Here is a 19,179-nt window from a genome sequence, read left to right as displayed (position 1 = left end):
GCGTTTTGGACGGCGGCGGCATCGGGCTCCGCAGGTCGTCTACCAGCCGGATTTGACGCATTCGAGGCGGAGAAACGCAATGGATCTGTTGGTGGTCGATCACGAGGCCCGCGATGACTCGGTCGTCGTGTGCGTCAAGGGCGATGTCGACTCCAGCACCGTCGATCAGCTGGTCGCCAACCTGACCGACGCACTGGACATGGCCGGGGCCCACCCGGCCCGGCTGCTCATCGTCGATTTGCAACCGGTGAGCTTCTTCGGCAGCGCCGGATTGAACGCGGTGCTCGAGTGTCACGAGCAGGGCCGAAAGACCGGGACCGCGGTCCGGCTGGTAGCCAACCACGGGCCGGTGCTGCAGCCGATCCAGGTCACAGAGCTGGATCGCATCTTCGACCTCTACCCGACGCTCGCCGACGCGCTGGCGGGCACCAAACCCCCGAGGACGTCGAGCGATAGTGGGCGCGACCCTGCCGGCTGACCTCGCGACCGTGGTTAGGGGGACTGGGACAGGGCTTGCTAGGCCTCTTCCATGGCCTCGCCGAACTCCTCGAGGAGCCGGTTGTGATGGTTGCTCGCCATCAGGTGCCCGGCCGCGATAACCACCGCGACCGGCCAGTCGATGAGTTCGAACGCGGCCAGGGCGGCCAGACCGGCGTAGTAGGCCAGTTGCTCGGGTCGCGGGATCTCCACCTGACCGATCACCGGCAGGTTGATGGCGAACGTTTCACCCTCGCGGATCTGCTCCAGGGCGTCACGCTGGGAGGTAGACCGACGTGTCTTCTTTTCCGCCATCATTTGCCTTTCGGTAACGAAGGATTTGCCGCGGAGCCCGATCGCGCGGTCACCGTCGGACGTATGTTGAGGACCGACCCCCCGCAGGCCGATCCACTGATTTCGCCGATTGTCTCGCTCTTGCGTGCCCCTTTGCAGGAACTTTATGCGTTCCTGTGGCGCGCGGGCGTCCTGGAGATTCGGGCGGCGGAGCGGGAGCCGGTGGGGGCTGCGGCGCCGCCGGCAGCTCGCGAGCGTCGAAGAAGCGGCTGAGCACCGCGACGCCGATGGTCGCGGCGGTGGCGGCACCCAGGCCTTCGATCCAGCCGAGTGGGTCGAGCGGGGTGCAGCCGAACAGTTGGCTGACGCCCGGGATGCTGATCAGGACGCCCACGCCGACCAGCGAGCCCACCGCGGTGAGCACCACCATGGGGGCCTGGGACTCCAGCAGCGTCTGGCCCAGTTCGGCCCCGATCAGCGCGACCAGCGCGGCCGTCGACGCGCGCTGCGCCGCTCCCATGCCCGCGGCGCCGAGCAGCCCCGCCCCCGGCAGCGCGGGCAGCGCGGGGAGCCACGGCAGCCCGGGCAGACCCGCCAGTCCGGTGCCCCCGGCCATCAGCCAGGCCGCGCTGGCCGCCGCCGCGGTGGCGACGCCGCGGATCGCGACGGCGTTCCACAGCGCGGGCTGATCCACGCCGCGCAGGTTGGGGTCGACGGTGCCGCGCGGCTTGCTCACCGCCAGCGCCGCGGCCGGCAGCGCGTCGGTCATGGTGTTCACCAGCAGCAGCTGGCGGGTGTTCAGCGGCGACGTGCCGGTGATCGCGCTGGCGATGATCGCGAAGATCACCTCACCGGCATTGCCGCCGAGCAGGACCTGCACGGCCGCCTGCACGCGCCGCCAGAGCTGCCGGCCCTCCTCGATGGCTTCCAGCAGCGCGTCGATGCGGCCGTCGATCAGCACCACGTCGGCCACCAGGTGGGCCGGGTCGCTGCCGTGCGCGACGACACCGATGCCGACCGTCGCCGCCCGGATGGCCGCGGCGTCGTTGGCCCCGTCGCCGACCATCGCGGTCCGCACGTCGGCGTTCTCCAGCGTCTGCACCACCTGGACCTTGTTCTCCGGTGTCATGCGGGCGAAGATCACCCGTTCGGTCACGACGCGTTCCTGGTCCTTGCGGGACAGCGCCTCCCACTGGGCGCCGGTGATGACCTGCTCGGCGGTGACCGGTAGGCCGAGTTCCTCGGCGATCGCGGTCGCGGTGATCGGGTGATCCCCGGTGATCAGCTTGATGCCGACCCCCTGGGACCGCAGGGTGGAGAGCAGGCCGGCCGCCTGCGGCCGCGGCGTGTCGGACAGGCCGAGGAAACCCAGCAGGGTCAGGCCGTCCTTGGCGTACTCGGCGATGTCGTCGGGGTTGTCCGCGATCGCCTGCGCCTGCTTCGCCGTCAGCGTGCGCCGCGCCACCGCGATCACCCGCAGCCCGCCGGCGGCCAGTCCGGCGACCGTGCTGTCCAGCAGCGCGTCCTGGCCCGACGCCGCCAGCACCACCTCGGGCGCGCCCTTGACGGTGAGCTCGGCGCCGGTCACCGACGCCGAGAACGCCCGGCCGGAGCGGAACGGCAGGTGCGCGGTGGGGACCGCGCCGCTGTCCGCGTCGAACGCGCCGGCCGCGACGGCACCCTCGACGATCGCGACGTCGGTCGCGTGCGCCTGCAGGCTGCCCTTCGCCGCCGGCGCGGCGTGGGCCGCGCAGCGCAGCACCTCGTCCTCGGAGTGGCCGGTCTGCGGGTGGACCTCCGACACCCGCAGGCGGTTCTCGCTCAGAGTGCCGGTCTTGTCGAAGCAGACCACCTCGATTCGGCCCAGCGCCTCCACGGACCGCGGAACACGAACCAGCGCACCGAATTTCGTCAGCCGTCGGGCGGATGCGGCCTGGGCCAGCGTCGCCACCAGCGGCATCCCCTCGGGAACCGCGGCGACCGCGATCGCGATGGCGCTGGACACCGCGTGCTGCAGCGGGATACGGCGCACCAGGCCGAGCGCGCCGACCAGCGCGCCGCCGGTGATGCTGACCGGCAGCGCCCGCGTGGTGAGCTGGCCGAGCTGATGCTGTAGGCCGATTTCCGACGACAGCTCGCCGGAGATCAGGTCGGCGGCGCGGCGCTGCTGGGTGTCGGCGCCGACCGCGGTCACCAGCACCAGGGCGGTGCCGGCCACGACCGTCGTCCCGGCGAACAACATGCAGTGACGCTCGGCGAGCGGGGCGCCGGGCGTTGCCTCGACCTGTTTGTCCACCGACAGCGACTCGCCGGTGAGGCTCGACTCGTCGACCTCGACGTCGACCTCTTCCATGATCCGGCCGTCGGCGGGCACCACCTCGTGGGTGCGCACCTCGATGACGTCGCCGGGGCGCAGGTGCGCGGCGTCGACTTCGGTGTAGATCCGCTCACCGTCCGGGCCGGTGGTGACCCTGCGGGCCGGCGGGGTGTGCAGCGCCAGCAGATGGGTCAGCCGCTTCTCGGCGCGCAGCCGCTGGGCGGCGGCCAGGATCGAATTGCCCGTCAGGACCGTGCCCACCAGCACCGCATCCACGGGCGAACCGAGGATCGCGCTGGCCGCCGAGCCCAGCGCCATCACCGGCGTCAGCGGGTCGGACAGCTCGGCCCGAACGGCCTTGGCGAGCTGCCAGACCGACTCCAGCGGGGATTCCGTCGGCTGCGTGCCGCGGTGGTAGGGCTCCGGCGCGGCGTCACCGTCGGGCGTGGGCAAGGCTTTGCGGACCTGCTCGACGGGCATCGCATGCCATTCGTGCACGGCCGCCGGGCGGGGGGTGTCCGCGTTGAGGATGCCGCGGGCGAGCAGATAGCCCGACAGCAGGCCCGCCGCCGCGCCGACGTTCACCGTCTCCGAGCCCAGGTTGCCGCGCACGCCCGGGATCATGAACAGCGATCCCATCGCGGTGGCGCCCGCAGCGATCCCGGCGCCGCGGGCGGTTGCGGCCTTGGCCGCGGGCAGCGCGTGCACCACCCGCCAGGCGGCCGTCAGGTCCGGCAACAGCAGGTCGGCGTTGAACAGTGGCGCGCCACCGTCCTGAGCCGGCGCCACGGCCAGTGCCAGGTTGGCCGACGAAATCGCCTGTGCGGCAGACGATGACAACACCGCGACCGTCCTGTCCTGCTGTTGCGCGGCGGCCACCGCGGCGGCCAGCGCGTCGTCGATGGCCTTGTCCGACCCGCTGCGCAGCGGCCGCACCTCGTCGAACGCCGCCCGCAGGTCGTCCAGCGCCTCGGCGTCCACCGTGATCAGTTCCGCGCCGGTGCGGTGGGCTTCGGCGACGACGGCCGAGGCCAGCGGATCGTGCACGGGCAAGAACAGCGCCTCGACCTTGGCGTCCGGCCGGACGCCGGATATCCCGCGCACCGCGCGCCAGCCCGGGCGCACGCTGGCGTTCTCCAGCATGAGCTGGGCCCGGCTCCACGCCGCGGCCAGTTCGCTGTCGTCGGCGCCGCGGATGCGCGACACGCGCAGCGCGCCGGTACACAACACGCGCGGATCGATGACGATCGCGTCGACCTGGTCCAGCCTGCGCAGGCTTTCGGGCCGCAGCGGCAGCACCGAGTGCCGTTCGGCCAGGCCGCGGGCCAGGGTGGTGGCGAAGGACTCCGGGGTGGTGCGGTTGGCCTTGGGCGTGGTCACCTGCACGGCGGTGGCGGTCGTCAGCAAATTGCGGCTGCTGAAGCCAAGCGCCCCGGAGCTGATCGCTTGCAGCAGCGCGAAACGACGGACGTTGCGCTCCATGCCCCGCGACGGCTGCGGCCGCGGCGAAAAGTACGTGGGTGGCTGGTCGGCGTGCTGCGCCAGGGCCGGTTCGTGCAGCTCCCAGACCTTCTGCTCGGCCTGGACCTCGGCGGCCTTCATCGATTGGATGGTCAGCCCGATCGCCAACGACGTCACGGACTGGGACAGGGTCTGGCTGGTCGCCTGGACCAGCGTCACCACCGTGTCGGTCGCCGGCCCGCCGATCCGTTGGTCCAGCTGACGGCGCAGCCAGGGCTGGTAGTCGAAGAACGTGATCCCGGCGGCGATGGCGACGGGCAGCGTCGGCAGACGCAGAATGCGGCCGGTGAGCGCTACGCCCAGCCCGGCCGCGTTGGCTGCCACGATGGCCGCTCTGGTGGCCAGGACCACGCCGTCGCCCGGCAGGCTGCGTCCCGGAGCCGATTCGTCTCGCAGTGCACGGCAACGGGTCTCGGCGTCGTCGACCACCCGGCACAGTTCACGCAGCGTCGCTGTGCCCTGGTCCGTGCCGCCGAAGCCGACGACCACCCGCGACAGCGGGTAGTTCAGGCTGGCGGTGCTGACGCCAGGGTGGGCGCGGACCGCGTCGAGCACGGCCTGCCCCAACAGGCCGTCGCTGGTCCCGGCCAGGCCGCGTACCTCGATCCAGGCCCGGTCCTCGCCGCGCCAGCAGTGCCGGCTGAGCGTCTCGAGGGAGAGGTCGCCGGAGAGCACCTTGGTGCCCTCGCGCAGCGGGATGGCCGCGATTTCCGCGCCGGTCTTGGCGACCGACTCGGCGGTCCTGGTGATTGTGCCCGCGACGGCCGTCGCGGCGCCGAAACCCGACGAGAAAACGCGCAGGGGCAATGACAAAGCGTTCGATGTAATGCTCAATTGCTGATCTACGCTGCCGATTAGTTGGTGCTGCGCAGGTTGGTCGACCCCGCCCGCCGGCCGGCCGTCTTCTTCGCGGCAGTCTTGGCGGGTGCTTTGGCGGGCGCCTTCTGCGGTGCATCGGCCGGTTCCGGCGCGGGCTCATCCGGCACCGGCGCGAGCTTCGTCTTCGCGGGCGCTGCCCCCGACTTTTGGGACTCTTCGGGTTTCTGCGTCATCTTGCGCAATACCAGCGCCCCGCCGCCGACCGCGAGCAGGATCGGCCATTCCACGAGGCCGGCCACGCCCAGCGCGCCGAGCCCCACAGCGGCCGCGGCCGTCGACTTGCTGCCGCTGCCGATGCCTTTCTGGATGCCTTCAGCGGCTCCCTTGACACCCCCGACGACGCCATTCACCGCCGCGCCGCCGACGGCGCCCGCGGCGGCCGTGGTCGCGGATGCAGCACGGTTCACCGCTCGACTAGCACCACGAACCGCTCCGCCGACGACACTCATGTTCACTCCCTGTTTTATTCACCTTTATATACCTGCGCGTCAAACACTCACAGCAACAAAAGGTTGTTCCTACCATGTTTCAAATAAAAGCCTGCCACGTTACAAAGTCGCAGACAATGAACGCTGGTAGAGCGCGCGCGGTGCGTCGAATTAGTCCGTGCGGACGTCGACCAGCACCGGCGCATGATCGCTGGGTGCCTTGCCTTTGCGCTCCTCGCGGACGATCTGCGCGTCGGTCACCCGGGCCGCCAGCGCCGGCGAGGCGAGGATGAAGTCGATCCGCATGCCCTGCTTCTTCGGAAACCGCAGCTGGGTGTAATCCCAGTAGGTGTACACCCCGGGCCCCGGCGTGAAAGGCCTTACCACGTCGGTGAATTGGGCGTCGACGATGGCGCTGAAGGCGTCGCGCTCCGGCTGTGAGACGTGGGTGGAGCCGACGTAAAATTCTGGACTCCAGACGTCCTCGTCGGTGGGGGCGATGTTCCAGTCGCCGACCAGTGCGATCGGCGCCGCGGGATCCTCGCGCAGCCAACCGGCGGCTGTATCACGCAGCGCGGCAAGCCAATCCAGCTTGTAGGTGTAGTGCGGATCATCCAGCGTTCGGCCGTTGGGCACGTAGAGGCTCCACACCCGCACCCCGCCGCAGGTGGCGCCGAGGGCGCGGGCCTCCGCGCTGGCGGCCACGTCGGGCTTGCTGCTCCAGGTGGGCTGGCCGTCGAAGCCGATCTGCACGTCGTCGAGCCCGACGCGGGACGCGATCGCCACGCCATTCCACTGGTTGAAGCCGACGTGCGCCACCTCGTAGCCGAGTTCGTACCAGGGCAGCGTGGGGAACTGGCTGTCGGAACACTTGGTTTCCTGCATGGCCAGCACGTCGATCTCGGCGCGCTCCAACCAGTCGACGACGCGGTCCAGTCGGGAGCGGATCGAATTCACATTCCAGGTGGCCAGGCGCAGCAGTGGGTCGTCGCGATCGGCCAGTGGCGATCGCAAGCGCGGCGAAGCCGGGCGCAGCGGGTCGTCGCCATTAACCATGGCTAGAAGGTATCGCAGGCGCCCGGCGGCACCGCGAAGTAGCGGCGGCGGTGGTGGAGCCGGAAACCCAACGCCTCGACGGCGGCGGCATGGTCCGGGTCGTCGCGCACGCACACGTAGGCGCGGGTGGCACCATGCGCGGCGGCCGACGCCAGGTCTTCGGCGGCGCGGTCCGCCGACACGCCCACCCAGCGGGTTTCGTCGGACGAGGCCGGCGTGACGTTGCCCACATCGCGCACCAGCACCCGCTCGGTGTGCTCGCCGGTCAGGCCGGGCGGTGGCCTCAGCAGCCGGTCGGGGATGGCCAGCCGTGGCCGCAGGCCGCGCCGTGTGTACCAGTCGACGATCGCCGGCAAGGTGCTCGCGGACGCCGAAACGTCAAGCGGCACCGCGTAATCGACGCCGTCCCCGGTTCGCAGCAGCCAGCCGTGCAGCCACGTCTGTTCGCGGCCGGGCGCGGCCGCGGCCGCGGCGTGTTCGAGCGAGCGGATCTCCGCAGTGCGCACCGGCGCGTCGGTCAGGACCCGCAGCGCCACCGCGTCGGCGGCCGCGAACTCCACCACCGCGCCGGTCTTCGTGCGTACCCGCGCCATTGGCTCGACGGCGAGTAGGTGGCCCACCGCGTCGGTCAGCGGCGGAACCGACCCCGGGGGCCGCCGGTAGCGCACCGACACCCGCGTCCCCAGGGCCGGCCACGACACCATCAGTGACCGAACGGGTCGGGTCCTTCACCCGGAGTCCACGACAGGCCGGGCACGCCCCAGCCGTGCGACTTGACGGCGCGCTTGGCGGCGCGGGCGTGTCGGCCGATGAGGCGGTCCAGGTACAAAAAGCCGTCCAGGTGCCCGGTTTCGTGCTGCAGCATGCGGGCGAACAGGCCGGTGCCCTCGATGGTGACCTGATTGCCGTCGGCGTCCAGCCCGCTGACCCGCGCCCACTTGGCGCGGCCGGTGGGGAACGACTCGCCGGGCACCGACAGGCAACCCTCGTCGTCGTCGCCGGGATCGGGCATGGTCTCTGGAATTTCGGAGGTTTCCAGCACCGGGTTGACCACCACGCCGCGGCGACGGGCGGTCTGGCCGCGGTCGTCGGCGCAGTCGTAGACGAACAGCCTTAGCCCATAACCGATCTGGTTGGCGGCCAGGCCGACACCGTGCGCTTCGTCCATGGTCTGGTACATGGTCGAGATCAGCTCGGTGACCTCCGGCGGCAGCGAGCCGTCGGCGGTCACCTGCACCGGCGTCGTGGGCGTGTGCAGGACGGGATCTCCCACGATCCGGATGGGAACGACTGCCATGGTCGGCTAGCTTATGTGATCAATCCAACGACTCGCGGGTCTGCATTCCGGCGCGATAGTTCCCGGCGTGGTTCAATAATCGCCGAAACGTGCCCGTCTGTAAGTCAAGTCATCGAGCAGCAGATTCTCCGAAAGGGTCCAGGGGAAGCGATATGGACAGCGCCATGGCGCGGGCAAATCGATCGGGGGACGATGCGGAGATCGCCGACGGGTTGACCCGCCGCGAACACGACATTCTGGCCTTCGAACGGCAGTGGTGGAAGTTCGCCGGTGTCAAGGAAGACGCCATCAAGGAGTTGTTCTCGATGTCGGCGACGCGCTACTACCAGGTGCTCAACGCACTGGTGGATCGTCCCGAAGCGTTGGCCGCCGACCCGATGTTGGTCAAACGGCTGCGACGGCTGCGCGCCAGCCGGCAGAAGGCGCGCGCCGCGCGGCGCCTCGGCTTCGAAGTGACCTGACTTTCCGCGCGTCGCGGCGAGCGCTTTTGCGGGTTCTGGACTTCTCCTGGCTACAGTGAACTCGATGAACGCGCGCGTACCCGACTCTTCGGGGCTTCCCCTACGGGCCATGGTGATGGTGCTGTTGTTCCTCGGCGTCATTTTCCTGCTGCTCGGCTTTCGGGCGCTGGGCTCGTCCGGGAACTCCGACGACTTTTCCTCGTCTGGGGCGTCGTCGTCTTCGTCGGCCTCGTCGGCCCCCGGCGGCAGCGCCCCCGCCGCGCCGGGCTCGAGCAGCGGCAAGCCGGCTCCGGCGCAGTCCGAGGTGCGGGTTTACAACATCTCGTCCAAAGAGGGTGCCGCCGCGCGGGTCGGGGACCAGCTGAAGGCCGCCAACTTCAAGGTGACCGAGGTCACCAACATGAGCGTGTCCGACGTCTCGGCCACCACGGTGTACTACGGCGACGCCGAGGGCGAGAAGGCCACCGCGGAAGCGGTGGGCAAGAATCTGGGGGCGCCGGTCGAGCGGCGCATCCAAGCGCTCGTCGACAAGCCGCCCGGGGTCATCGTCCTGGTAACCGAGTGAGGCTGAATGGTTTCGGCGCGGATCGTCGCCACGCTAGGCTGCTGGCTATGCCTATTTTCGCCGGTCACCGCAACGCCGCCACTGCCGCCATATCCGCTGTTTCCGCGGCCAGTTGTGTAGTCCTGCTCAGCGCGTGCTCGTCCCCCCAACAGCCGTCGTCGACGCCGGGCACCCAGCCGCCGGTGTGGACCGGATCGTCGTCCGCGCCGGAAAGCCACTCGGGGCACGCCAGCACTACCCCCGCGTCGGGCACCGCGGCGCCGGCCGGTGGGCGGCCCCTGACCGCGGTGCTGAAGGCTCCCGACGGCAGCGAGGTCGCGACGGCGAAGTTCGAGTTCAACAACGGCTATGCCACGGTCACGGTCACGGCGACCGGCAACAAGCTCACGCCCGGCTTCCACGGCATGCACGTGCACAAGGTGGGCAAGTGCGAAGCGGATTCGGTGGCGCCCGGCACCGACGGGCCCAAGGGCGACTTCCTGTCGGCCGGCGGCCACTTCCAGGCGCCGGGCCACAGCGGGCACTCCAGCGGTGACCTGACCTCGCTGCAGGTGCGCAAGGACGGCGGCGCGCTGCTGGTGACCACCACCGACGGCTTCACCGCGGAGGAACTGCTGGCCGGCGACAAGACCTCGATCATCATCCACGCCGGCACCGACAACTTCGCCAACATCCCGGATCGCTACAAGCAGGCCAACGGGGCGTCGGGTCCCGACGAGGAGACGATGAAGACGGGTGACGCCGGCAAGCGGGTGGCGTGCGGTGTCATCGGTACCGGCTAACTCGCCGGTCCATATCGATTTCGCACGCTCGCCTCGGCCGACGGTCGGCGTGGAGTGGGAGTTCGCGCTAGTCGACGCGCAGACCCGGGACCTGAGCAACGAAGCCACCGCAGTGATCGCCGAGATCGGTGAAAACCCGCGTGTGCACAAGGAATTGCTGCGCAACACCGTGGAGGTGGTCAGCGGCATCTGCGGGTCGGCGGCCGAGGCAATGGAGGATCTGCGGGAAACGCTGGGCCCGGCGCGGCGAATCGTGCGGGAGCGTGGCATGGAGCTGTTCTGCGCCGGCACCCACCCGTTCGCGGTGTGGTCCTCCCAGAAGTTCACCGACGCACCGCGATACGCCGAGTTGATCAAGCGCACCCAGTGGTGGGGCCGGCAGATGCTGATCTGGGGAGTGCACGTGCACGTGGGCATTTCCTCGGCGCACAAGGTCATGCCGATCATGACCTCGCTGCTCAACTACTATCCGCATCTGCTGGCGCTCTCGGCGTCGTCGCCGTGGTGGGGTGGACACGACACCGGCTACGCCAGCAACCGGGCGATGATGTTTCAGCAGCTACCCACCGCGGGGCTGCCGTTCCACTTCCAGACCTGGGCGGAGTTCGAGGGTTTCGTCTCCGACCAGAAGAAGACCGGCATCATCGACCACATGAACGAAATCCGTTGGGATATCCGGCCTTCGCCGCACCTCGGCACGCTGGAGGTACGTATCTTCGACGGCGTGTCCAACCTTACGGAGCTGGGCGCTTTAGTGGCGCTGACGCACTGCCTGATCGTCGATCTGGACCGGCGTCTGGAGGCCGACGAGTCGCTGCCGACGATGCCGCCGTGGCACGTCCAGGAGAACAAGTGGCGCGCGGCGCGCTACGGCCTGGACGCGGTGATCATCCTGGACGCCGATAGCAACGAACGGCTGGTCACCGAGGACCTCGACGACCTGCTGACCCGGCTGCAGCCGATCGCGCGGTCCCTGCACTGTGTCGACGAGTTGGCCGCCGTGGCCGACATCTACCGTCGCGGAGCGTCGTACCAGCGGCAGCGGCGAGTGGCCGAGGAGCATGATGGCGATCTGCGCGCCGTCGTGGACGCGCTGGTCGCCGAACTGGAGATCTAGCATGCCCGAACCCGGCAACGTCGTGGAGTGGGCGATGTTTCCGTTGGAATCGCCGATGCTGCCGAATCAGGATCTGCCGCTGCGCATCTTCGAGCCGCGCTACGGCGCGCTGGTGCGGCACTGCCTTCAGACGGCCGAGCCGTTCGGTGTCGTGATGATCGAGCGCGGGCGGGAGGTCGGCGGCGGCGACGACCGTTGCGACGTCGGCGTGCTGTCGCGGATCGCCGACTGCGTCGATCGCGGCGCCGGCCGGTATTCGCTGCAGTGCCGGACCGGCGGCCGGATTCGCGTGCGCGACTGGCTGCCCGACGATCCCTACCCTCGCGCGCGCGTCGAGCTCTGGCCGGACGAGCCCGGTGATCCCGTGATCGAGGCGCAGCTGGTCAACCTGGAAGACCGGGTGATGGAGCTGTTCGGCCGGATCGCCGACGCCCGCGGCGCGCGGTTGCCGGGCCGCGAGGTGTTGCTGGACTACGGCGACATCGATCGAGATGACCCGGGGCAGCGGCTGTTTGGGTTGGCGCAGCGCATACCGATCGGCGCGGCCGACCGGTATGCCGTGTTGTCGGCGCCGTCGGCCGCGGATCGGCTGGTCGCTTTGACCGACGCCGTCGAATCCGTGGCCGCCGCCGTGGAGTTCCGGCTGGGCCAGTAGGTGCTCGGCGGGGGGCGTCAGCTGTTCTGGCCGGAGCTGCCGTCGATAAGTGAGAAGGCGCCGACGCCGCCACCCCCGCCGCTGCCGCTGCTGGTGCCGCCCTGGCCACCGGCGTTGCCGTAGTTGTTGTTGAGGGCGCCCAAGCCGCCTGCCCCGCCGTTGACACCATCGTCGCCCCCCGCGCCGATGCCGCTCGAAGAAGCGGCCGCGCCGACGGCGCCGCCCCCGCCGCCCCCGCCTCCGCCGATGCCGTCGCCGCCGATCCCACGATTGCCACCCTGCTGGTGGGTGGTGGAGAAAGTACCACCGCCAGGGTTTCCGCCTACCGGGGGAGTAACGGTCGAGTCGGTGTGACTGGCACCGCCGCCGTTGCCGCCGTTGCCCCCGGTGCCGCTGGTGCCGCCGCCGGAGGTGTCGAGACCCCCGGCACCACCGCCGCCACCGCCACCGCCGATGGCAAGGTTCAAGCTGGCCTGACCGCCCGCGCCGCCGCCACCGCCACCGCCGCCCGCGCCGCCGGTGGCGCCGGTGGTGCTGGCCCCGATGCCGCCGGCACCGCCGGCCCCGCCCGATGCGGTCATCGACGTGCTGTAGGTGGTGTTTCCGCTCGTGCTCGTCTTGCTGACGGTCGCGCTGCCGCCGGCGCCGCCCCCGCCGCCGCTTCCGCCTGCTCCGCCGTTGCCGCCATCGCCGGTGCCGGTGCCGGCAGCGCCGCCCGTTCCGCCGGCCCCGCCGCCGCCGCCCCCGCCGCCCGCGATTTGGCTGCCGGCCACGCTGGAGACGTTGTCGCCGCCGGCACCCCCGCCGCCGCCGTCGCCGCCCTGGCCGCCGCTCCCATTGGTGCCGCCGTGGGGAGTGCCGCCGCCGCTGCCGCCGACGCCGCCCTGGCCGCCGTTACCGCCGCGACCCATGATGCTGCCTTGGCTGCCGTCACCTCCGGTGCCACCCTCGCCGCCGGTACCGCCGACACCCGCGCTGCCGCCGCCGCCGGCGCCCGCCGCGCCCGCCGCTCCGCCGGCGCCGCCGGCGCCGCCGGCCCCACCCTGGTAGCCGTCGTTGCCGATCAGGGCAGGCGCGCCCTTACCGCCAGTCCCGCCCGTCCCGCCTGCACCGCCGTCACCGCCGTCGCCGGCGGTCCCGGACGCCAGCGCGTGGTTGGCCCCGCCGGCCCCTCCGTCGCCGCCGGTACCGCCCGTGAAGCCGACGCTGCCGGTCCCGGTCAGGTCGGCCGTGGGATTGGCCCCGCTCGCCGCGCCGGCGCCACCTGCGCCGCCGTTACCGGCGGTGCCCCCGTAGAGCTGCTGATTGGCCCCGCCCGCGCCGCCGGCCCCGCCGTTACCCCCGGCCTGACCCGACGCGCCGGCCAGCCCGTCGCCGCCCTTGCCGCCATTGCCGCCGCCGCCCCCGCCGAGCAGTCCACCCGCTCCGCCGGCGCCGCCGTTGCCGCCGGACCCGCCCGCCGCCGTCGCGTTGCCGCCGGCCCCGCCGTCGCCGCCGCGGCCGAACAACCCGGCTGCCCCGCCGGCCCCGCCGGTGCCGCCGGCCACCCCGGACCCGCCCTTGCCGCCGTTGCCGTACAGCCAGCCGCCGGCGCCGCCGCCGTTGCCGGTGCCGTCGACTCCGTTGGAGCCATTACCGACCAGCGGTCGTCCCGTGGCCAGCTTGACCGGCGAGAACACCGCAAGGTCTTCGAGCCCTTGCAGGGGAGAGGCGTTAGCTGCCTCGGCTGCTGCATACGCCGCCCCGCCGGAGTTCAACAGCCGCACGAACTGCGCGTGGAAACCCGAGATCCGCGCGCTGAGCGCCTGATACTCCGCAGCGTGGGAGCCGAACAGCGCCGCGATGGCCGCCGAGATTTCGTCCTGCGCGGCGGGCAGCACCTGCGTGGTCGACGCCGCCGCGGCCGAGTTGGCCGCGCGGATGGCCGACCCGACCCCGCTCAAGTCCTCCGACGCCGCCGAGAGCGCTTCCGTTGCCGCGATTACGTATGACATCAGGCATTACCTTCCGCCGCGTTAATTTGCTCTCAGTATCACGATTCCGTCGGCGGATGTTGGGGCTTTTGCTCTAATGCGCCGCGGCGCTCGCGCACAGCTCCTCGGAGAGCGCCCACAGCTCCTCGGCGTGCCGTCCGTCGACGGCGTGGGGCGCCGCTTCGCTGATCCGGCAGTCCTCGAGATAGAGCCCGCCCCGGTCGGCGAGGACGGGGCTCACCGCGGCCCAGACCTGGGTGACCGCGCCGCGGTTGGGTGTGACGAGGTCGAGCGGGCCGTTGGCCATTTCGCGCAGTTGTGCGAAATCCGACCGGGACATGTACCGCGCCAGCGAGGTGGCGACGGTGCCGGGATGGACAGCGTAGCAACGGATTCCGTCGTCTCGCAGTCGACGGTCGGCCTCCACGGCGTGCAGGATATTGGCGGTCTTTGCTGCGCCGTAGGCGACGAACTTGTCGTATTCGCGGCGCTCCCAGTTGGGGTCCGTCAGATCGACGTCGCCGAGGACGTGGCCTCCCGAGGACAGGTTGACGACGCGGGCGCCCGCGGCGGCGGCGAGCTGCGCGGTGAGCAACCTCGTCAGCTCGAAGTGGCCGAAATGGTTTGTGCCGATTTGCATCTCAAAACCGTCTTGCGTGCGCCCGAAGGGGGTGAACATGACGCCGGCGTTGTTCATCAGCACGTGGATCACCGGCGCCATTTCGCGGATCGCAGCCGCCGCCGAGCGCACGCCGGCCAGCGCGGTCAGGTCCAGGCGCACCGTCGAGGCGCGCGCGTCGGGCACCTCGTCACGTATCCAATGCACGGCCTGATCCAGGGCGTCCTGGTTGCGGGCGGCCAGAATCACGTGCGCGCCCGCGGCGGCCAGCGCCCGCGCGGACTCGCGGCCCAGCCCCGACGAGGCGCCGGTGATGACACACACCTTGCCTGATAGGTCGATCCCATCCACGACGTCGAGCGCAGTCGGAGGTGTGGTCATGTCGGGTGACGCTAGCCCAGGCGGGACGCGTCTGCTCGGCAGGGCTGTCTCCCGCTCGGCGAGCGACTTCAGCGTCAAAAGTTGCTTGCGCATCATCACCAGGTCGCCCAGCGAGACCAATCGGGCAAGCGGCCGGCGCCCGCCGAACCTTACGCGGACGTGCAACCGGGTGCCGTCGCCCTCGGGGCGCACCGCGTAGGTCACCGCCACGCCCCGGGCCCGCAACGTCACCTGCTCGTCGTCGACGAACGAGCACAGGGTGAACAGCGTCATGAACCGCTGCCCGACGCCCAGGTGAACCAGGTCGGGGTCGCGTCGCCGCGGGCTGCGCCGGCCGAAGTTGTCCAGCAGGTCGTAGCTGTAGGGCGCCACGCGCAGCTGGCACAGCCAGGCGAACACGACGCGCGGCGGGGCCGCGATGCTGATCGCGCGGTCCGCCCCCAAACCACGCGGGCACAGCGCGTCGCAGGGGAGCGGGGCGGCGAGTTCCGCCGCCCGCACACCCCAGTTCATACCGTCGCCCGCCGCCGATCCTGTGCCACTGCACTTTTCACGCGTCGTAGCGTCGCGCGCACCGCGACGCGATGCCCGCCGGTACCGATCACCAGCGCGCGGTACACCTTGCCGTGCGGCCCCGGGAATGCGGCCCACGACAACGCCCGCAGACGGACAACGCTGCCGTCCGAGTCCAGCTCGAACACCCAGCGGTAGACCGCGAACGGGTGCCGGCCCTTCAGCGCCAGCCGTCGCGGTTCCGTCGCCTCGTCGAGCACGAAGCCGAACGGGACGGTGCTCGGGTCGGCGGGATCGCGGCACATCACGCGCAGCAGCGCCGACCAGACTTCCGCGGCGGACGCGTCGATTGAGATAGCATGCTCATCGATATAGGGTAATCGTTCCATATAGAAGGACTGTACTAGATCGTGGCACCTCCGCGAAAGCATGAAACCGATGCGATCCTTGACGCGACGCGCGACCTGGTGCTCGCCCACGGGCCGCGGGCGGCGAGCGTGGCGGCGATCGCCAAGGCCAGCGGCGCGCCGGCCGGCACGCTGTATCACCGGTTCGGCAACCGAGACGGCGTGGTGACCGCCGCCTGGCTGCGGGCCCTGCGGCGCTTCCAGGCGGGAGCGCTCGCCGCGTCGGGGGCCACCGCCCTCGACACCGCCACAGAGATGGCGGTATCGGCCATCGGCTTTGCGCGCGAATCGCCCGATGACGCGCGCCTGCTGCTGACCATCCGGCCCGACGACCTGCGCGACGGTGCGCCCGACGCGGACTTCACGAAGACGCTCGCCGACATGAACGCCCCGCTGCTGCAACGAGTTCGGGAGTTGGCCGCGCAGCTGTACGGCAGCGCCGACGCCCGGGCCGTCGACGCCGTCAGCAGGGCGGTGGCCGACCTGCCGTACGCCGTCGTACGACGGCACGCGCACGACGACCCGCTGCCCGGCTGGCTCGAGTCCGACGTCGCCGCCTCCGCCCGGGCGGTGCTGCAGGCCTACCGCGAGCGCACCGGCACCAGGGGCAGCGCCGCCAAGGGGAACAGGCCCGACACCGCGAACGCCAGCGGATAGCCGGCCACCATGATGAGCTGAGCGAACACCGGCGGCGCGACGGCCACCACCAGCCGCTCGAACGTGTTCTGCTTGCCCAGCGCCCATCCGCTCCAGAACGGCCCGGCGATCTCCGGGATCTTGGTGAACGGCAACCCGTTGTCTCCGGTGATCGCCGACGCGGCGACCATCAGGGCCAGGGAGATCGGCCAGTTGAACTGATCGGTCAGCGCCAGGAGCAGCATCACCACGGCGGTGACCACGGCGATCGTGCGGACGGGCCGCATCCGCGACCCGATCCGGTCCGCCCAGCTCCCGGCCGCCACCCGCACCGCCGCCCCCAACAGTTGCGAGACACCGACCAGCACACCCGCCCACGCCACGGACAGGTGGTGCTCGACGGTGAACCAGACCAGCATGAACGTCAGCACCACCGGTTGCGGCACCATCAGCAGCGCTGAGGCAAAGTGGATGCGCCACAACGCCGTTCCGCGATACAGGTCGGCAAGTTCCTGCATGTCGACGTCGGATCGTTCCTCGCGCGGGGGATCGTGAACCGCAACCGCGCTCACCACCGCCGCCAACGCGCACAGCCCCGCGGCAAACAACAGCGCCAGCGACAGGCTGCGTTTGCCGAGTTCCGGCATGGCTAAGGCGGCCACCGCGATTCCCAACGGCTGCGCCGTCTGCCGGATCCCCATCGCCAGGGCTCGACGATGCTCGGGGAACCAGCCGGTGACCAGCCGCCCGCTGGCTGTGATGCAGCTCGCGGCCGCCATGCCGCCGAGCACCAGAAACGTTCCGACCAACACCATCGAGTGCATCGAGGCCGCGGCGAACCCCGCCGCGGCCGTCAAGCCCAGACCCAACGACAGCACGATCCGCTCGCCGACGCGGTCCAGCAGGTAGCCCCAGCCGATCAGCGTGAACATCATGCCGACACTCGGCATCGACGCCAGCAGCGCGCCCTGCACCAGGCTGTTGCCGCGGTGGGTAAGGGCGGGAATCAAAAACGCGACGCCGTTGATGAACACGTTGGCCGACAGCGTCGCCGCCTGCGATACCAGCAGCATCGACCAGCGCCGGGCGGTGCCCACCTCTGTGGTTGTCACCGCCGAAACTCCGCAGCGCGGTGCGCGAGGACGCGCCGCACGGCGTATACACCTGCACTGGTCGCGAACATCGCCGCGGTCAGCACCAGCCACCTGCCGAGAAAAGGGGCCTGGGTGAGGCCGGTGTCTTCGGCATACTTCGTGGCCCCCTGCTTGATGATGCCGGGCAGAAAGACGAGCAGCAGCAGGCCGGAACCCAGCGCCGGAACGCGTAGGTAATTGCACATGCCGGTGAGCCGATCGGTCAGGGCATACAGCGGGAACAGCACCAGGTCATGGAAGACGATCGCCGCGGCGAACCACACCGCCATCGACTTCCACCAGGCGCCCTCCGGCTTCCACAGGACCGCCGGGCCAGCGGTGACGACCAGGTAGCCCGCCAGGGCGAAACCGGCCACCATCGTCAGCAAGTGGAGCAGACTCGAGCCATACCGCGGCATCTCAGCCCGCCTCGAAGTCGATCGCGGTCACCCACTTGGTGTTGTGCACGCCGGGCAGGGCGGGGACGATGATCCGCGCCGGGTAGCCGTGATCCAGCGAGAGGTCGGCGCCATTCACCCGCAGCGCCAACATGGCGTCCGGATCGGCGATCTGGTTCGCGGCCAGTGTGGCGCTGTTGAAGTAGCCTTTCTGTCCCAGCGACGACACTTGCGCGCAGCGCGGCCGCGGCACCCCGGCGCGGGCTGCCAATTCGGCCAGTCGCACGCCGCTCCACGCCTGAACCGTCGACCAGCCCTGCACGCAGGCGATCGGCAACCGCGCGGTGTGCTGCGCCATCGAAGCCAGGTCCGCCCGCCGCAGCGCCACCGGCGCCGGCCCGCCCCCCAGGCGCAGCCGCCAGTCGTCACCGGCGTCCGCCGGGTTGACGCCAACGCCGGCCGCGGTCTTGTTGATCCGAAAGTCGTTGGGGCCCTTGCCCGTGGTATCACCGGTGGTGAGCATCAACGGCAAGTGACGGGCTACGCCGCCGAGCGTCTGGCCCGCGGTGACCAATGCGGTCAGCAACACCCCGCCGCCGACGAGACCGAGCGCTCCGCGCCGGCTCATCGTGGGCTCGGCGGGGTGTGCGGCGACGAGTTCGTCGGGATCGGGTGGCTCGGGGCGGGTATCGGCGCGGCCGGTGCGCAGCACGTCGCGCAGCGACATCGATCGCAACGCGCTAATCATGCGCGGGAGTTTGACGACGACGTGCATCACGAACCCGGCGATGAACACCCAGGCCCCGTAGTAGTGGGCCGGGAAGAAGCTGAACCCGAAGACGTAGTCGTACTGGATGTACAGCACGCCGGTGGCGATCTCGAACAGGATGCCGCCAACCAGCATCGTGATCGAAAGCCGTTCCAGCCCTTGGGCTATCGACCGAATCGGGGGCCAGGCGAACAGCCGCGGGATCACCGACCACAGCTTGGCCAGCACCACCGGGATGAGCACCAGACCCAGCCCGACGTGCAGGCCCTGGCTGAGTCGATACAGCCACACGGGGCGGGTGGGCCAGTCGAAGCTGGGCAGCTTGAGCCACCCCACGTCTACCGGCAACGCCCGCCCGAACTGCGGTCCGTACGCGATGTAGGACAGCAAACCTGTCAGGATCACGATCGGCAGCCCCACCAGCAGGACCAGCCCGAACACCGACGTCAGCCAGGGCCCCCGCAAGGGGCTACGCCAACGCTGCATCGGACAGCGATACCC

Annotated in this window: 19 protein-coding genes and 1 pseudogene; 8 read left to right on the top strand and 12 right to left on the bottom strand. The window is 70.6% G+C overall.

All coding sequences use genetic code 11. The annotated features are described in order from the left end of the window. The first annotated feature begins 79 nt into the window (after nucleotides 1-79). On the top strand, nucleotides 80-478 hold the full coding sequence (locus AC5Y5V_RS09835) for an STAS domain-containing protein (protein ID WP_499933407.1): 399 nt from the start codon (nucleotides 80-82) through the stop codon (nucleotides 476-478). Nucleotides 479-516: 38 nt separating this feature from the next. Here the strand turns inward: AC5Y5V_RS09835 and AC5Y5V_RS09830 are convergent, their stop codons facing one another. Then, nucleotides 517-795: a hypothetical protein gene (locus AC5Y5V_RS09830; protein WP_499933405.1), complete on the bottom strand. Its 279-nt coding sequence runs from the start codon at nucleotides 793-795 to the stop codon at nucleotides 517-519. Between AC5Y5V_RS09830 and AC5Y5V_RS09825 the strand changes: the two are divergent. Beyond that, nucleotides 691-933, top strand: a pseudogene (locus tag AC5Y5V_RS09825) (hypothetical protein); the annotation flags it as partial. The gene AC5Y5V_RS09830 and the pseudogene AC5Y5V_RS09825 sit on opposite strands and share 105 nt — an antisense overlap. On the opposite strand, the gene AC5Y5V_RS09820 reads toward AC5Y5V_RS09825, so the two are convergent. From AC5Y5V_RS09820 to AC5Y5V_RS09800, 5 genes are all read right to left on the bottom strand, one after another. Continuing rightward, nucleotides 842-5,416, bottom strand: coding sequence for a cation-translocating P-type ATPase (locus AC5Y5V_RS09820; protein ID WP_499933402.1), 4,575 nt, complete (start codon nucleotides 5,414-5,416; stop codon nucleotides 842-844). The pseudogene AC5Y5V_RS09825 and the gene AC5Y5V_RS09820 overlap by 92 nt on opposite strands. A 47-nt stretch (nucleotides 5,417-5,463) precedes the next feature. Further along, nucleotides 5,464-5,937, bottom strand: a complete 474-nt coding sequence (locus AC5Y5V_RS09815) for a hypothetical protein (RefSeq protein ID WP_499933399.1) — start codon at nucleotides 5,935-5,937, stop codon at nucleotides 5,464-5,466. 150 nt (nucleotides 5,938-6,087) lie between these two features. Next, nucleotides 6,088-6,894: an exodeoxyribonuclease III gene (locus AC5Y5V_RS09810; protein WP_499933572.1), complete on the bottom strand. Its 807-nt coding sequence runs from the start codon at nucleotides 6,892-6,894 to the stop codon at nucleotides 6,088-6,090. Nucleotides 6,895-6,974: 80 nt separating this feature from the next. Next, nucleotides 6,975-7,676: a GNAT family N-acetyltransferase, cg3035/Rv0428c family gene (locus tag AC5Y5V_RS09805; protein ID WP_499933397.1), complete on the bottom strand. Its 702-nt coding sequence runs from the start codon at nucleotides 7,674-7,676 to the stop codon at nucleotides 6,975-6,977. Further along, entirely contained in the window at nucleotides 7,676-8,269 is a 594-nt protein-coding gene (locus tag AC5Y5V_RS09800) for a peptide deformylase (RefSeq protein WP_499933395.1), read from the bottom strand. The genes AC5Y5V_RS09805 and AC5Y5V_RS09800 overlap by 1 nt, the downstream gene beginning before the upstream one ends. 152 nt (nucleotides 8,270-8,421) lie before the next feature. Here AC5Y5V_RS09800 and napA point away from each other — a divergent pair, with 152 nt between their 5' ends. From napA to AC5Y5V_RS09775, 5 genes are all read left to right on the top strand, one after another. Continuing rightward, nucleotides 8,422-8,730: a nucleoid-associated protein NapA gene (gene napA, locus AC5Y5V_RS09795; protein ID WP_003873790.1), complete on the top strand. Its 309-nt coding sequence runs from the start codon at nucleotides 8,422-8,424 to the stop codon at nucleotides 8,728-8,730. A 64-nt stretch (nucleotides 8,731-8,794) separates the two neighbouring features. Beyond that, nucleotides 8,795-9,295, top strand: a complete 501-nt coding sequence (locus AC5Y5V_RS09790; protein WP_499933389.1) for a LytR C-terminal domain-containing protein — start codon at nucleotides 8,795-8,797, stop codon at nucleotides 9,293-9,295. Between the two features lie 47 nt (nucleotides 9,296-9,342). Next, nucleotides 9,343-10,077: a superoxide dismutase[Cu-Zn] gene (gene sodC / locus AC5Y5V_RS09785; protein WP_499933386.1), complete on the top strand. Its 735-nt coding sequence runs from the start codon at nucleotides 9,343-9,345 to the stop codon at nucleotides 10,075-10,077. Further along, nucleotides 10,058-11,194, top strand: coding sequence for a glutamate--cysteine ligase (locus AC5Y5V_RS09780; protein ID WP_499933384.1), 1,137 nt, complete (start codon nucleotides 10,058-10,060; stop codon nucleotides 11,192-11,194). Before sodC ends, AC5Y5V_RS09780 begins: the two co-directional genes overlap by 20 nt. 1 nt (nucleotide 11,195) lies before the next feature. After that, nucleotides 11,196-11,849 carry an LON peptidase substrate-binding domain-containing protein gene (locus tag AC5Y5V_RS09775; protein ID WP_499933382.1) on the top strand — a complete coding sequence of 218 codons (654 nt, stop codon included), beginning with the start codon at nucleotides 11,196-11,198 and terminating at the stop codon, nucleotides 11,847-11,849. A 17-nt stretch (nucleotides 11,850-11,866) separates the two neighbouring features. Here AC5Y5V_RS09775 and AC5Y5V_RS09770 read toward each other — a convergent pair whose 3' ends face one another. From AC5Y5V_RS09770 to AC5Y5V_RS09760, 3 genes are all read right to left on the bottom strand, one after another. Further along, nucleotides 11,867-13,843, bottom strand: coding sequence for a PE family protein (locus AC5Y5V_RS09770; protein ID WP_499933380.1), 1,977 nt, complete (start codon nucleotides 13,841-13,843; stop codon nucleotides 11,867-11,869). Nucleotides 13,844-13,916: 73 nt separating this feature from the next. Further along, nucleotides 13,917-14,822, bottom strand: a complete 906-nt coding sequence (locus AC5Y5V_RS09765) for an SDR family NAD(P)-dependent oxidoreductase (RefSeq protein ID WP_499933569.1) — start codon at nucleotides 14,820-14,822, stop codon at nucleotides 13,917-13,919. 509 nt (nucleotides 14,823-15,331) lie between these two features. Beyond that, nucleotides 15,332-15,724 (bottom strand): hypothetical protein, encoded by a 393-nt coding sequence (locus tag AC5Y5V_RS09760; RefSeq protein WP_499933377.1) that lies wholly within the window; start codon nucleotides 15,722-15,724, stop codon nucleotides 15,332-15,334. A gap of 21 nt (nucleotides 15,725-15,745) precedes the next feature. Between AC5Y5V_RS09760 and AC5Y5V_RS09755 the strand changes: the two genes are divergently transcribed. Continuing rightward, nucleotides 15,746-16,399, top strand: coding sequence for a TetR/AcrR family transcriptional regulator (locus AC5Y5V_RS09755; RefSeq protein ID WP_499933375.1), 654 nt, complete (start codon nucleotides 15,746-15,748; stop codon nucleotides 16,397-16,399). Here AC5Y5V_RS09755 and AC5Y5V_RS09750 read toward each other — a convergent pair. From AC5Y5V_RS09750 to AC5Y5V_RS09740, 3 genes are read right to left on the bottom strand one after another with little or no spacing between them, the layout of a single operon-like run. Continuing rightward, on the bottom strand, nucleotides 16,324-17,490 hold the full coding sequence (locus AC5Y5V_RS09750) for an MFS transporter (RefSeq protein WP_499933372.1): 1,167 nt from the start codon (nucleotides 17,488-17,490) through the stop codon (nucleotides 16,324-16,326). The genes AC5Y5V_RS09755 and AC5Y5V_RS09750 overlap by 76 nt on opposite strands. Continuing rightward, nucleotides 17,487-17,891, bottom strand: coding sequence for a hypothetical protein (locus tag AC5Y5V_RS09745; protein ID WP_499933566.1), 405 nt, complete (start codon nucleotides 17,889-17,891; stop codon nucleotides 17,487-17,489). The genes AC5Y5V_RS09750 and AC5Y5V_RS09745 overlap by 4 nt, the downstream gene beginning before the upstream one ends. A gap of 40 nt (nucleotides 17,892-17,931) precedes the next feature. Further along, nucleotides 17,932-19,164 carry a molybdopterin-dependent oxidoreductase gene (locus AC5Y5V_RS09740; protein ID WP_499933370.1) on the bottom strand — a complete coding sequence of 411 codons (1,233 nt, stop codon included), beginning with the start codon at nucleotides 19,162-19,164 and terminating at the stop codon, nucleotides 17,932-17,934. Between the last annotated feature and the right edge of the window lie 15 nt (nucleotides 19,165-19,179).

This window comes from Mycobacterium sp. NGS68, assembly GCF_059812195.1.
The sequence above is the reverse complement of the archived record's forward strand: the minus strand, read 5'-3'. Positions and strand labels throughout refer to the sequence as shown.

Excerpts from the sequence above, each read along its gene's own strand:
- AC5Y5V_RS09830 (WP_499933405.1), bottom strand. The coding sequence starts at position 795 with ATGATGGCGGAAAAGAAGACACGTCGGTCTACCTCCCAGCGTGACGCC.
- AC5Y5V_RS09805 (WP_499933397.1), bottom strand. The coding sequence starts at position 7,676 with ATGGTGTCGTGGCCGGCCCTGGGGACGCGGGTGTCGGTGCGCTACCGG.
- AC5Y5V_RS09790 (WP_499933389.1), top strand. The coding sequence starts at position 8,795 with ATGAACGCGCGCGTACCCGACTCTTCGGGGCTTCCCCTACGGGCCATG.
- napA (WP_003873790.1), top strand. The coding sequence starts at position 8,422 with ATGGACAGCGCCATGGCGCGGGCAAATCGATCGGGGGACGATGCGGAG.
- AC5Y5V_RS09740 (WP_499933370.1), bottom strand. The coding sequence starts at position 19,164 with ATGCAGCGTTGGCGTAGCCCCTTGCGGGGGCCCTGGCTGACGTCGGTG.
- AC5Y5V_RS09775 (WP_499933382.1), top strand. The coding sequence starts at position 11,196 with ATGCCCGAACCCGGCAACGTCGTGGAGTGGGCGATGTTTCCGTTGGAA.
- AC5Y5V_RS09815 (WP_499933399.1), bottom strand. The coding sequence starts at position 5,937 with ATGAGTGTCGTCGGCGGAGCGGTTCGTGGTGCTAGTCGAGCGGTGAAC.
- AC5Y5V_RS09745 (WP_499933566.1), bottom strand. The coding sequence starts at position 17,891 with ATGGTGGCCGGTTTCGCCCTGGCGGGCTACCTGGTCGTCACCGCTGGC.
- AC5Y5V_RS09770 (WP_499933380.1), bottom strand. The coding sequence starts at position 13,843 with ATGTCATACGTAATCGCGGCAACGGAAGCGCTCTCGGCGGCGTCGGAG.
- AC5Y5V_RS09835 (WP_499933407.1), top strand. The coding sequence starts at position 80 with ATGGATCTGTTGGTGGTCGATCACGAGGCCCGCGATGACTCGGTCGTC.
- AC5Y5V_RS09760 (WP_499933377.1), bottom strand. The coding sequence starts at position 15,724 with ATGGAACGATTACCCTATATCGATGAGCATGCTATCTCAATCGACGCG.
- sodC (WP_499933386.1), top strand. The coding sequence starts at position 9,343 with ATGCCTATTTTCGCCGGTCACCGCAACGCCGCCACTGCCGCCATATCC.
- AC5Y5V_RS09800 (WP_499933395.1), bottom strand. The coding sequence starts at position 8,269 with ATGGCAGTCGTTCCCATCCGGATCGTGGGAGATCCCGTCCTGCACACG.
- AC5Y5V_RS09765 (WP_499933569.1), bottom strand. The coding sequence starts at position 14,822 with ATGACCACACCTCCGACTGCGCTCGACGTCGTGGATGGGATCGACCTA.